We start from the raw sequence: 13,600 nt of genomic DNA on the forward strand, positions 1-13,600 counted from the left end.
TAGCAAAAAAGCCCCGCAGGGCTTTTAGTCAGAATCGGTTTCGACGTAAGAAAAATCGTCGGCACCATCGGCAATACGCTTTTTACCAAACACGGTATGAAACTTCCGTTTTTCGCTTAAGCGTTGTTTGTATTTAAACCAGACTTTTTCAAAGCTGGTATTCGCTTCTGCTTCACCACGGCAAACCAGAATAAAGCGTTGCTCTTCTTCGTTTACCGGCTCGCATGCACCTTGCTCTAACTGCTGCATTGCAAAACCATGTTTTTCCAGCAGAGAGCCCTCTGCCAGCGTGAAGCGCCCAGACCGAGTAAAACCCCGAGGGAAATTACGGTCATCGAAAAAGCGACGAGTAGCGACAAAACTTTGCTGCATCACTTTTTTCCTCTAATGTCGTTGAATATAAAGCCAGCGTGTTTAAACTGTGCGGAGTATGGTTAACAAAATTACTATCGTAAAACAAATATTTCTTATTGACACGATAAATTATTTTAAGGGTTTACTTTGGATACTGAACTGCTGAAAACCTTTCTGGAAGTACAGCGCACTCGTCATTTTGGAAAAGCGGCCGAAAACTTGTACTTAACGCAATCTGCGGTGAGTTTTCGGATCAGGCAGCTTGAACAGCAGCTTGGGGTCAATTTATTTAGTCGTTATCGTAATAACATTCAGCTTACCGCAGCGGGTGACCGCTTACTGCCGCATGCGCAATCAATACTAACCGCATTACAACGGGCAAAGCAAGAGGTCGCGTTAAGCAGTAAACAAGCACAGCAAGTCTCTATTGCTGCTACAGCCAATGTTTGGGATAGTTTTTTATTGCCTGGGTTTATTCAGGTGCAACAATGTTATCCCGCCCTGGCCTGGCGCGCTGAATCATTAGGGCGAGAGCAAATTAGCCGGTTGTTGCTGGAGCGGAATCTGGATTTAGCCGTGGTGTTTGACCCACCTAAAGTAGAAGAAATTCAGGTAGAGAAGCTCGATGACATCAAGTTAATCGCCGTAACCAGCAGTGAGCATACTGAAGCCACTGCGGCTATGGCGCAGCACTACATTCTGGTTGACTGGGGCACCTCGTTTGATATTCAGCACGCTAAGCATTTTGCCGACATACCACCGCCACAGCTACGAACCGGCAGCGCCAAAATTGCCCTGGAAATGCTACTACAAGGGCCGGCAACCGCTTATTTACCACAAATAATGGTGCAGCCACTATTACAATCAAACCGGCTGAGAAAGGTGAATAACGCGCCGCAAATGAGCAGAGAGCTGTTTGCGGCAACGTTACATCAGGCTACCAACGAGCAGCTGCTGCAGGCCATTACTAGCCAGCTGCGCCAGCATATTAAAAACCTGGCAGCATAACTGCAGCGGCTTATGCTATTACCCGCCGCAGTCAGTAAAAGCATGGCTATAGTAAACTTTCTGGCAAACGCTAATTATAAAAACGGCTATTTTGCTCGGCCATGGTCAGTAACCGTTGGCAAGGTGCAAAGCGCTCGCCATGCGCAGCCTGTAATTGGCGTAACGTAGCCACCAGGTTAGTCACCCCCAACGTATCAATGTAGCGGAAAGGCCCGCCCAGAAACGGTGGGAAGCCAATACCGAAAATAGCGCCAATATCGCCGTCACGCGCCGAAGCAATAACGCCTTCATCCAAACAACGCACAGCTTCATTTAACATTTGCACGGTACAGCGGCTGGCAATAGCCTGGCTGCTTAGCGCAGCAGCAGGGCTTACCCCTAAAATGTTATACACACTGCTGTCGACCGTCTTCACGCCCTTTTTAGCTGCTGCACCGTACAGATAAAAACCCTTTTCGGTTTTTTTACCTTTACGGCCATCAGCCAATAGCTTGCTAAAGGCATCAGGTGCTGTAAATCGCTCGCCCAACTGCGCGGTTAAAATGGGTGAAATTTTTGCGCCAACATCAATACCGACTTCATCGAGTAAAGTAATGGGCCCTACCGGAAAACCAAACTTCACCAAGGCCTTGTCAATTTTCTCAACCGGCTCACCTTGCAGTAATATCGCGGCAGCTTCATTCATATACAAGGCCAGAATACGATTAACATAAAAACCGGCACCGTCTTTTACCACTATAGGCGTTTTACCTTGTTTGCGGGCAAAAGCCACCGTAGTCGCAATAGTCTGTGCCGAGGTTTTTTCATGCGCAATCACTTCGACCAAGGGCATTTTATCAACCGGCGAAAAATAATGTAAACCAATAACATTCTCTGGCCGGCTGGCTTTAGCAGCAATCTGGCCAATGGGTAACGAGCTGGTATTACTGGCAAAAATAGTGTGCTCAGCACAGTGCTGCTCTATATCTGCCACCATTTTCTGCTTTAACGTTAAGTCTTCAAATACTGCTTCAATTACCAAATCGACATCATGAAAACCACTGTAGTCAGTGCTGCCTGTTAATAGCAGTAATTGCTTTTGCATGTCAGCTTTACTAATAAACCGGCGCTTGAATTTTTTCGCCAGTAACGTGTAGCTATATTTCAGTGCGTTACTAATACCCTGCTCGTTAATGTCTTTGATCCGTACCGGCACACCAGCCTTAGTACTACTGACATTGGCTATACCACCACCCATAAGCCCACCACCAAGAACCGCAACTTTCTTAACCTTTTGCGGTTGAGTATCACCAGCACCCGTTTCTTTTTTCATTTGGGTGGTGGCAAAAAACAAACTGCGCAGTGCAGCCGACTCATTAGTCATACATAACTGACCAAACGCCTTAGCTTCTGCGGCTAAGCCCGCGGCATAACCACTATCCTGGCCTTTACGCACCACCTCAATAATGCGTACCGGGGCCGGATAATTGCCCTGCGTTTTCTTTAACGTTTGCTTAAGTGCTTGCGAAAACAATATATTACGGCCAGGGCCCGTATTTTCGAGCAGCTTAGCTAAAAACCCCTTGTCTTTCGTTTTAATGCTTATTTTCGTTTTTAAGGCGCGCTCAACAGCCGCCTGCAGTAAAATGCTTTGCGGCACCACTTCATCAACCAGGCCCGCTTTTTTCGCTTCTACTGCCCGTAATTGTTTGCCTGTTAGCATCATATCCAGGGCTTTTTGAATGCCCACTAATCTTGGCAGACGCTGAGTACCGCCACTGCCAGGCAACAAGCCTAATTGAACTTCAGGTAACCCCAGCACTGTTTTTACCGAATCAGTGGCTACCCTGGCATGACAGGCCATAGCCAGTTCTAGGCCACCGCCTAAACAAGGGCCATGAATTGCCGCCACCAGCGGTATCTTAAGTTGCTCCAGCGTATCAAACATTTGCTGGCCCATCCGGGCAATGTCTTCTGCCTGCTCAGCACTTTGACAACTGTCTAGCATGGCAATGTCGGCACCGGCAATAAAAGAGTCTTTTTTGCCACTAATAATCACCACGCCTTTAATGGTGCTGTCGCCTTTAATGCTCGCGAGGATGCTGTTAATTTCAGCAGCAAAAGAAGCCTTTAACACATTCATGCTTTCACCAGGAATATCCATGGTGATCACGGCAACCTTATCGTCACGCACGGTCAGGGTAAAACTATTTGGTTGTTGCTTGCTCATTATTCGGTCTCCACGATCATCGCTGCACCCAAGCCACCTGCGGCACACGCCGTGGTTAAACCCGTTCCACCACCCCGACGCTGTAATTCATTTAACGTCTGCACAATTAAACGGGTGCCGGTAGCGGCAAAAGGATGGCCATATGCTAATGAGCCACCATTTACATTAAATTTCGCCATATCAATCTCACCAATGGCGTCGCTGCGGCCTAGTTTTTCTTCGGCAAATTTACGACTGCTAAACATTTTTACATTCGCCAGCGCCTGTGACGCAAAGGCTTCATGCATTTCAATTAACGTTAAATCGTTTAGGGTCATGCCAGCACGGTCCAGTGCGATAGGCGTAGCGTAAGATGGCCCCATCAGCATGTCTTCACGCACGCCAATGGCCGCAAAGGCATAGCTTCGAATATACCCCAGCGGCTTATAGCCCAGCGCTTTGGCTCGGCTTTCGGTCATCATTAATACTGCCGACGCGCCATCGGTTAACGGCGTACTATTAGCCGCGGTTACTGTGCCATGATTACGGTCAAACACGGGCCGTAATTTGGCATACGACTCGAGTTTTGAATCCATTCGAATATTGTTGTCTATGGCCAAAAATTTATTATAAGGCTCAACATGGGCGGTCATCACTTCGTTGCTCATTACACCACTTTGCCAGGCTTTAGCCGCCAGACTGTGCGAGCGGTGAGCCAGTTCGTCCTGCGCTTCGCGGCTAATGCCGTAGGTTTTAGCCATTTGCTCTGCTGTATCGCCCATTGACAAACCGGTACTGTATTCAGCAATAGCCGGCGGCACCGGCAGTAAATCTTTTAAACCTAGGCGGCGTAATATGGATAATTTCTGGCCAAGCGTTTTGGCTTTATTCATATCAACCAGCGCCCGCGCTAAATTTTTACTAACGCCAATTGGTAATACGGAACTGGAATCGGCACCACCGGCAATAGCAATTTCAGTAATTCCTGCCATCATTGATTCAGCAACACTCACTACCGACTGAAAACTGGTAGCACAGGCCCGGGTCACGCTATAGGCATCGGTATGTACATTCATACCGGTCCCCAATACAATTTCCCGGGCAATATTCGGGGCTTCAGGCATTTGCACAACCTTGCCATAAACCACTTGTTGCACCAAACTGGCATCAAGTTCACTGCGGATCAGTAGTTCATTCACTACCAGCTTTGCTAAATCCAGTGCTGACACGCCATGCAACTCAGTAGCTTGTTTGGCGAAAGGCGTTCGTAAACCGGTAACAATGGCAATCCGATCACCGCTGCGGGTATGAAGTTTAATGGGCGCTGTCATAGCTTTCCTCTTAACTTTTTAGAAGTAGTCGAACTATTCGATGGTAAAACAGGTCAGACCTGTGATAGTGCTTTGATTGTAACGACAGTCGCTGAAAATTAAAACACTTGTTTTAATGCAAACTGAACCTTATTTAGGTTATAACGTCATATCCTAGCTGGTTTTACAGCTAACTGTGTAGAAAATAACCAAAACTTACTAACCAAAAGACTTAAATCATTATGGTAAACACGTTTTCTGCCTTAAAGGCTTATCTCGACAGTCAGGTATTAGGCCAACCTGAACTTACTGAAGGTATTTTACTGGCTTTATTGGCTAATGGCCATTTACTGGTTGAAGGGCCACCGGGTTTGGCAAAAACCCGGGCAGTTAATGCCCTCGCCCACGGCGTAGAAGCAGAGTTTCATCGGGTACAATTTACCCCCGATTTACTGCCTGCCGATCTCACCGGTACCGACATATACCGGCCTGAAACTGGCCAGTTCGAGTTTCAATCCGGACCATTGTTTCATAACATTATTTTAGCCGATGAAATTAACCGGGCGCCGGCCAAAGTGCAATCGGCCTTATTAGAAGCTATGGCAGAAAAGCAGATAACCGTTGGCCGTACTACCTATAAACTACCTGAATTATTTCTGGTGATGGCCACCCAAAACCCGTTAGAGCAAGAAGGCACCTACCCACTGCCTGAAGCGCAGCTAGACCGTTTTTTACTGCATCTTAAAGTTGATTACCCCGATGCGGCTACTGAACGCGACATTTTACGTTTAACCCGTAATGAAGCGATGCATAAAACGCAAAGCCAGCCGGTGGCCATTAGTCAGGCCGATATCTTCAGTGCCCGCCAGGCCATATTAACCTTACATCTGGCTGACAGTTTGGAAGACTATATTGTGCAACTTATTATGGCTACCCGAAATGGCGGTGCCTATAGCAGCAAACTGACCAACTGGATTGGTTACGGTGCCAGCCCCAGAGCCACTATAGCGCTAGAGCGCTGCGCCCGGGCAAAAGCCTGGTTAGCCGATCGTGACTTCGTTACCCCAGACGATATTCAGGCGGTATTTCATAATGTGTTGCGCCATCGGCTTATACTAACCTACACCGCTGAAGCAGAAGGCATCACCACCGATGACGTGCTAACTGAAATTATTAACTGTGTACCGGTTCCCTGATTGGCTATGAGCAGTCATTTTTCCGCCAGCAGCTGGCTACAACAATTATCGGCAGACGGTACCACGGTAAATTTGCCTGAATTACTGTGGTATCAGCGCCATACCAGTGTCTTGGCGCTGAAACCCACTATTAGCATTCAAAGCAAACTTGCCGGCACTTACCTGGCCCGCAGCAAAGGCCGGGGCATGGAGTTTGACGAAGTGCGCCACTATCAGCCGGGTGATGATGTGCGCACCATCGACTGGCGGGTTACGGCTCGCAGTGGCAAAGTACACACCAAGCTCTTTCGCGAAGAAAAAGAACGGCCAGTATTTATTGTTACCGATTTAACCGACAGTATGCGCTTTGGCAGCAGCTTGTTATTTAAATCAGTGCAAGCCGCGCATTTGGCCGCAGTAATTGCCTGGCATGTCAAGCAACATGGCGACAAGTTGGGCGGCATCGTGTTTAGTAATCAGCAACACCGTGAGTTAAAACCGCAAGGTCGCAGCCATGGTGTGCTGCGTTATTTGCAAGCACTGCAACAATGTCATCAGCCGGCAAGCAACCAACATGGTTTAAGTTTATCGCAAGCATTAGGCCAGCAGCGCCGCCTTTGCCGGCCAGGCAGCATGGTGTATATTTTGTCAGATTTTAATCTGCTTGATCAGCAAGCACTGCGTCATATTCGTGCTATCAGCCAACATAATGAAGTTACCTGCTGCCACATTGCTGATCCGCTGGAACTCACGCTACCAGCCACGGCTACTGGCCTAGCAGCCATTCAACATCAGCAGCAAATCATCACGGCAGAACTAGGTGATACCACCTTGCGCCGGCGTTATCAGCAACAGCAACTACAACTACAACTGCAGCGACAAACCAGTATGCAACAACTTGGTTGTAAGTGGCTGAACATTAGTGCCGCCGAACCGATTATTAGTCAATTAGAGCGAACGCACCATGAGCGTTGAATCAATAATGCCTACATCTGGCGCCGCTGAATCACCATTATTACAACAACTGGCCGATATTGCCGAGCCTGCTTATTTGTTGTCGTGGCAAATACCCGTTGGGGCCTATATCCTAATGTTGATGGCAATTGTGCTACTGGCGATTATCATAACCAAAATGATAAAACGCTGGTATTTTTTGGCCGCCAAACGCCAGGCTATATCATTGTTAACCCAGCTTGACCCTGCCGCCATTAGCCAGATAAACCAGCTGTTAAAACGCCTGGTGCAGCATTATGCGCCAAAGCACCCGGTATTAAGCAGCAACACCGATAGCTGGCAAACGTTTTTACAACAGCAGCTGCCAAACCAGCGCATTCCGGCGCTAAAAGCACTATTGTATCAACCCGTCACCACGCCCGAACAACAGCAACAGTTTTATCAGTTTGCTCAGTGTTGGCTTAAGCAGTGTCACCCAGCTGCCATAGCTAATTGGTTAACGCCACAGCTAAAACCGGAGGTTGCCGATGTTTGAACTGAGTTATCCCTGGTTGCTGTTATTAGCTGGCTTGCCGTTGTTATTTAAAAAACGCCAACAAGACAACGGTAGTGCGCTGAAACTGACCGCATTGGCAAATATTGCGGCCAAGCAGCAAAAACCGCGGCAAAGCTGGAAACGGCATATTGCCGCCTTACCACATACCGTTATTTGGCTATTACTGGTGTTGGCAGCTTGCCAACCCCGTTGGCTGGGCGAGCCTATCACCTTGCCACAAGAAGGCCGGGATCTGATGTTGGCGATTGATTTATCCGGTTCAATGGATATTAACGATATGCTGTTAGATAACCAGAGTATGAACCGGCTAACCGCAGTTAAACGGGTGGTAGGCGACTTTATTCTGCAACGAAAAGGTGACCGGCTGGGCCTTATATTGTTTGCCGATGCCGCCTATCAGCAAACTTCGTTAACCTATGATTTAGCCACAGTTCAAACCTTTTTAGATGACAGTCAGTTAAAACTGGTGGGCCAACGCACCGCTATTGGCGAGGCTATTGGCCTGGCAGTAAAACGCCTTAACACCTATGAAACCAGTAATAAAGTGCTTATTTTATTAAGCGACGGTGCTAATAACGCCGGCAATATTCAGCCATTGGAAGCCTTAGCGCTGGCCAAAGCCGCCGGGGTTAAAATTTACACCGTCGGGGTTGGTGCAGAGCAAATGGTGCAACAAACGGTATTTGGCCGGCGCACCATCAACCCGTCACAAGATTTAGACGAGCAGCTGCTACGCGATATCGCCCGCCAAACCGGTGGTGAATATTTTCGTGCCCGCAGCCTGCCTGAACTGGCGCAAATATACCGTCAGCTTGATCAACTTGAACCGATAGCCCGCGATAGCCTCACATTCCGGCCACAGCGCAGTTTACTGCACTGGCCACTGGCTTTGGCGTTGTTGCTATCATTTTATTTGGCGATACGTCGCATTAACTGGCGGAAACTCTATGAACCTGCTGGCTGACTTTCATTTACTGCGCCCCTGGTGGTTACTAGCACTTTTCCCGGCATTACTACTGTGGCTGTTATTACGACAGTATCGGCAACAAAGCGGGGCCTGGCAGCGTATTATTGCTCCGCACTTGCAACATTTGATGTTAAGTGGGCAATTATTGCTACAACGTAATCCGATAGCGCTACCGGTATTGCTGCTGTGCTGGTTGCTAAGCGTAGCGGCATTGGCCGGGCCCAGTTGGCAAAAACAGCCACAGCCGGCGTTTACCTCAAATAAAGCGACCGTTTTGCTGGTCGATATGTCGATATCGATGCGGGCAACCGATATGGCACCCGACAGGTTTAGCCAGCAACGCTTTAAGGTGTTAGATTTTATTAATGAATTAACTGAGGGCGAACTGGCGTTAATCAGTTTTGCCGGTGATGCCTTTGTTATCTCGCCACTTACGCCCGACTTTAATAACGTCAGGTTGTTGTTTAACGAATTAACACCTGAGCTTATGCCAGTGCAGGGCTCAAATATTGATGCGGCCTTGCAACAAGCCGACAATTTATTGCAGCAAGCCGGTCAAAGCCGGGGTAACGTGGTGCTGTTTACCGACGGTTTTGCTGCTGCAGATTACAACAACATTATGCAACGGCTAGACAACTGGCCACATCGTTTATCAATATTAAGTTTGGGCACCGAACAAGGTGCACCAGTGCAACTGATCAGCGGCGAGTTACTAAAAGATCAGCGCGGCGCCGTGGTTATCCCCAAGGTGCCGGTGTCACAACTCGCCGCCCTGGCACGCAAAGGTCGCGGCAGTTTTGCCAGCGCCACAACAGACAATAAAGATATCTCCCGGCTGCTCACAGATATAAACAGCCCATTTCAACAGCAAAATCAGCAAACCGAACAGTTCGCCGGTGATTTATGGCAAGACAATGCTATTTACCTAGTCTGGTTGCTATTACCACTGGCGCTTTACTTGGCAAAACGGGCACCGGTGCTGGTGTTATTGCCGCTGTGCTATATACCGGTTACAGAAGCCAGTGTTTGGCGCGATCTGTGGCAAACCCCTAAACAGCAAGCCATTGTTGATTATCAACAACAAGATTATCAGGGCGCACAGCAGAAATTCGCCGATCCGTTATGGCAGGGTAATGCTGCTTACCGGCTGCAGGATTATGCCCAAGCCGAACAGGCTTTTCGTCAGGCCGCTGAACAGCAACCCTCTGCTGACAGCTACGCGAATTTGGGTAACAGTTTAGCCATGCAACAACAATATGATGCAGCATTAGCCAGTTTTAACAACGCCTTAGCGCTTAACCCGCAACATAGCCAGGCGAAAAAAAATGCCGCGCTAATGGCGCAATTAAAGCAGCAGCAAGAGCAACAACAACAACAAGACAACGAGCAGCAAGCGGGTGAACAGCAAGACAGTACAGAACCGTCAGACAGTGAAAACGCATCGCAAAATGACGACGCTGAAAATGCTGAGAGCGGTGAAAGCGCTGAAAACAGTTCTGAGCAAAATTCCGACAGCAACTCACAAAAAGATGCTGAACAGCAAGCAGCAGAGCAACAGGCGCAGCAGCACGCTGAACAACAGGCCGCAGAAGCCGCAGAGGCAGAGCAGCAAACCGAGCCCGGCGCGGAAGAACCTCAACAACAGGCTATTCGCGAAGCCTGGCCCAATGCCAGTCAGGAAGAGCAACAACAATTAGATAATTTATTGCGCAAGGTGCAAGACGACCCGGGATTATTGCTGCGCAACAGAATGAATCTTGAATATCAAAAGCGCCGCCAATACGCTTTACCCAAAGGAGCAGCACAAGAATGGTAATTCGTAGTTTATTCTGGCTATGCTTATGGCTTAGCCTACCCGCTCTGGCCATTAGCCAGCTAGATGCGCGGCTGGATAAAAACCCGATAATGCTCGGTGAAAGCATTGTATTAGCAGTTAGCGCCGATAGCCGGCTGCCAGCCAATAGTCTTAATTTCAGAATATTGGATAATGATTTTACGGTAATGGTGCCGTCGGTTAACCAGAGTACCCGGGTGATCAATGGTGATGCCAGCCACAATACCAGCTGGACCGTCACCTTATTACCCAAAGCCAGCGGTACCTTTCGCATCCCGGCTTTTACCATTAATGGCGTTAGCAGTGCACCATTAACCCTTGAGGTATTGCCCGTGCAACAAGGCAGCACTGCGCTGCGCGATTTGTTTTTAGACAGTAATATCAGTACCGAACAAATGATGGTACAGCAAATGGTGTACTACAACGTTATCATCTATTTTAGTGGTGATATTCAGCGCGGTAGCTTGTCTGAACCGCAACTGGACGATGCGCTAATTCAACAGGTAGGCCAGGATCAGGAAGGCAGCGAACTTATTGACGGCGAGCGTTACCGCTCTATTACCCGCCGCTATGCCATTACGCCTCAGCGCAGCGGTAATTTCACCATTATCCCGCCCACGTTTAGTGGCGATATTATTGACCGTGACAATGCCCGGCAAAGTTACTTTGCTCGCAGCCGCGCCGTGGTACGTGAGGCGCCAGCAATAACAATAGACGTTACAGCCCAACCTACTGATTTTACCGGTAACTGGCTAGTAGCCGGTTTGGTTGCTTTAAATGAAGAATGGCAACCAGAGCTAGCAGAACTGCTGCAGGGCGAACCCATAACCCGGATTATTACCTTGTCTGCGGTAGATGTTGCCGCCAATCAGCTGCCTGATCTTGCCGTTACCGTGCCTGACGGCTTTAGAGTGTATCAAGAGCAACCGCAACGCCAGGGCGCCGAGCGCGCAGGCCGGCTGGTTGCGCAAAAAGTGATCACCAGTGCCATCATTGCCAACAGCGCTGGCGAATATCAATTACCTGAAATTAGTGTCCCCTGGTGGAATAGTCAAACCAATCGGTTGGAATATGCCGTGCTAGCAGGGCGTACTCTTAACATTAAAGCGGATCCTAACCGAAGGGCAGCCAGTCAGGCGTTAACTGAGCCGGCAATTACTTCATTGCCTGCGGCAGCACCCGCCCGGTTAGTATCTAGCTGGGCGTGGAGCCATACCAGCACCGCATTACTCAGTGGCTGGATGCTCACTCTGCTATTATTACTCTGGCAGTGGCAGCAACGTCGCCACGCTACTGTTAAGCACGCTTATAGCAACGATAATGCGAAGCACGCTACTACCGGCAGCGCCAATTTTGATAGCCGGGCGTTACGCACTGCCTGTCGGCAACATGATAAAACAGCCGCCCGCCGGCAATTGCTGTTATGGGCGCGGCAGCAGCAACAGCTAAACCATGGCTCACTCGACGCCCTTAGCCAGCACATTACTGCCGGACCACTGCGTGAGCAGTTGACGTTACTTAATGCCGCCTTATACAGTGATAGTGCGGTTAAATGGCAAGGTGATGCCCTGCTACAGGCCTGGTTAGCGTATCAGGCTAGTAGCAAAGCACCGGCGAACAACACTGCCCTGCCGCCACTTTACCCGCATTAAGATAGTTAAGCGCTTTACCGATACCATAAAGCGCTGGTAAGCCTGGGTTCATCTTGTTAGCATAAAAACAAATAATAAGGAGCTAGCTTTTGGAAATTGCAACTATTTTTGCCCTGGGTATTTATTTCGCCGCCATGATTGGTATAGGTTTGTATGCTTATCGCAACACTGATGAAAGCGTATCGGGATACATGTTAGGTGGCCGCAAATTAGGGCCAGGCGTTACCGCCCTATCTGCCGGTGCCTCTGATATGAGTGGCTGGATGTTAATGGGGTTGCCGGGTGCCATGTACCTCACCGGATTAAGCAGTGCCTGGATTGCCGTAGGGTTGTTAATTGGTGCTTATCTTAACTATATCGTGGTGGCCCCCAGATTGCGGGTGTATACCGAAGTTGCTAACGACGCCATCACCATTCCTGATTACTTTGAAAAACGCTTTGAAGACAACAGCCGGCTATTACGCGTGGTATCTTCAGTTGTTATTGTTATTTTCTTTACCCTTTATACCTCATCTGGTGTGGTAGGTGGCGGCAAACTGTTTGAAAGCTCGTTTAACCTAAGCTACGAACTGGGTCTTTATGTTACTGCCGGCGTGGTGGTTATCTACACCTTAATTGGTGGCTTTATGGCAGTCAGCATGACCGACTTCGTGCAGGGCTGTATTATGTTTGTCTCGTTAATACTGGTGCCGGTGGTGGCCCTGGACCACCTTGGTGGCTTTGGCGAAGTAAAACAGGTAGTGTCCAGCATTGACCCGCAATTAATTAACTGGGTTGGCGCCTCGTCATTTATCGCTATTGTCTCTGCCTTATCCTGGGGCCTGGGGTATTTCGGCCAACCGCATATTATTGTGCGGTTTATGGCTATTCGTTCAGTAAAAGACATTAAAGCCGCACGGCGTATTGGTATGAGCTGGATGCTGGTTACCATAGTGGGTGCACTAATGACGGGTTTTGTCGGCATTGCCTATGTTGCACAAACTAAAATGACCTTAGCCGATCCGGAAACTATCTTTATCGTGTTCTCGCAGTTTTTATTTCACCCCTTTATTGCCGGCTTTTTATTGGCGGCTATTTTAGCGGCAATTATGAGCACTATTTCATCACAATTGCTGGTTACCTCCAGCTCGCTGACTGAAGATTTTTATAAAACCTTCGTTAAACGCAATGCCAGCCAACGCGAGCTGGTATTAGTAGGCAGAATTTCGGTGTTAGCCGTAGCATTGGTCGCCATTGCGCTGGCATATGATCGCGACAGTTCAGTGTTGCAGCTGGTAAGTAACGCCTGGGCTGGTTTTGGTGCGGCTTTTGGTCCTCTTATTATTCTAAGCCTGTATTGGCCCCGCATGACCTTTGCCGGTGCTCTTAGCGGAATTGTTATTGGCGCTACTACCGTCTTAATCTGGATTTATGCGCCAATAACCATAAATGGTGCCAGCCTCAGCAGCACCGTTTATGAAATTATCCCGGGCTTTGTGCTTAGCACGCTAGCCATTGTTATTGTCAGTAAGTTTAGTAAGGACCCGGCACCCAGTGTGCTGGCCATGTTTAAAAAGATGCAACAGCAACTTAAAGCACAAAGTTAGCCGCCAGTACCTGGTT

The 13,600-nt window shown here is 48.6% G+C and carries 11 protein-coding genes; 8 read left to right on the forward strand and 3 right to left on the reverse strand.

Going from position 1 to position 13,600, the window contains the following annotated elements; genetic code table 11:
* Positions 1–24: 24 nt before the first annotated feature.
* Complete coding sequence (maoP, locus tag VT06_RS07055; RefSeq protein ID WP_046553586.1) at positions 25–372, reverse strand: DUF413 domain-containing protein; 348 nt, start codon at positions 370–372, stop codon at positions 25–27.
* Positions 373–501: 129 nt separating this feature from the next.
* On the opposite strand from maoP, the gene hdfR reads away from it, so the two are divergent.
* Entirely contained in the window at positions 502–1,362 is an 861-nt protein-coding gene (hdfR, locus tag VT06_RS07060; protein WP_046553587.1) for an HTH-type transcriptional regulator HdfR, read from the forward strand.
* A 70-nt stretch (positions 1,363–1,432) separates the two neighbouring features.
* Here the strand turns inward: hdfR and fadJ are convergent, their stop codons facing one another.
* Both fadJ and fadI read right to left on the reverse strand, forming a co-directional pair.
* On the reverse strand, positions 1,433–3,571 hold the full coding sequence (gene fadJ, locus VT06_RS07065; RefSeq protein WP_046553588.1) for a fatty acid oxidation complex subunit alpha FadJ: 2,139 nt from the start codon (positions 3,569–3,571) through the stop codon (positions 1,433–1,435).
* Positions 3,571–4,881, reverse strand: coding sequence for an acetyl-CoA C-acyltransferase FadI (fadI, locus tag VT06_RS07070; RefSeq protein ID WP_046553589.1), 1,311 nt, complete (start codon positions 4,879–4,881; stop codon positions 3,571–3,573). The genes fadJ and fadI overlap by 1 nt, the downstream gene beginning before the upstream one ends.
* Before the next feature lie 221 nt (positions 4,882–5,102).
* On the opposite strand from fadI, the gene VT06_RS07075 reads away from it, so the two are divergent.
* The 7 genes from VT06_RS07075 (at position 5,103) to putP (ending at position 13,584) form a co-directional block, all read left to right on the forward strand.
* Positions 5,103–6,056 carry a MoxR family ATPase gene (locus tag VT06_RS07075; protein ID WP_046553590.1) on the forward strand — a complete coding sequence of 318 codons (954 nt, stop codon included), beginning with the start codon at positions 5,103–5,105 and terminating at the stop codon, positions 6,054–6,056.
* Positions 6,057–6,062: 6 nt separating this feature from the next.
* Positions 6,063–7,010 (forward strand): DUF58 domain-containing protein, encoded by a 948-nt coding sequence (locus VT06_RS07080; protein ID WP_046553687.1) that lies wholly within the window; start codon positions 6,063–6,065, stop codon positions 7,008–7,010.
* A complete protein-coding gene (locus VT06_RS07085) occupies positions 7,000–7,524 on the forward strand; it encodes a DUF4381 domain-containing protein (protein WP_046553591.1) in 525 nt (174 codons plus the stop codon). Before VT06_RS07080 ends, VT06_RS07085 begins: the two co-directional genes overlap by 11 nt.
* Positions 7,517–8,509, forward strand: a complete 993-nt coding sequence (locus VT06_RS07090; RefSeq protein ID WP_046553592.1) for a VWA domain-containing protein — start codon at positions 7,517–7,519, stop codon at positions 8,507–8,509. Before VT06_RS07085 ends, VT06_RS07090 begins: the two co-directional genes overlap by 8 nt.
* A complete protein-coding gene (locus VT06_RS07095; RefSeq protein ID WP_082122467.1) occupies positions 8,493–10,328 on the forward strand; it encodes a VWA domain-containing protein in 1,836 nt (611 codons plus the stop codon). The genes VT06_RS07090 and VT06_RS07095 overlap by 17 nt, the downstream gene beginning before the upstream one ends.
* Positions 10,322–11,998, forward strand: a complete 1,677-nt coding sequence (locus VT06_RS07100; protein WP_046553593.1) for a BatD family protein — start codon at positions 10,322–10,324, stop codon at positions 11,996–11,998. The genes VT06_RS07095 and VT06_RS07100 overlap by 7 nt, the downstream gene beginning before the upstream one ends.
* A gap of 134 nt (positions 11,999–12,132) precedes the next feature.
* Positions 12,133–13,584: a sodium/proline symporter PutP gene (gene putP / locus VT06_RS07105; protein ID WP_369796895.1), complete on the forward strand. Its 1,452-nt coding sequence runs from the start codon at positions 12,133–12,135 to the stop codon at positions 13,582–13,584.
* Positions 13,585–13,600: the final 16 nt, after the last annotated feature.

The sequence above is a fragment of the Arsukibacterium sp. MJ3 genome, from assembly GCF_000987765.1.
GTDB lineage: Bacteria > Pseudomonadota > Gammaproteobacteria > Enterobacterales > Alteromonadaceae > Alishewanella.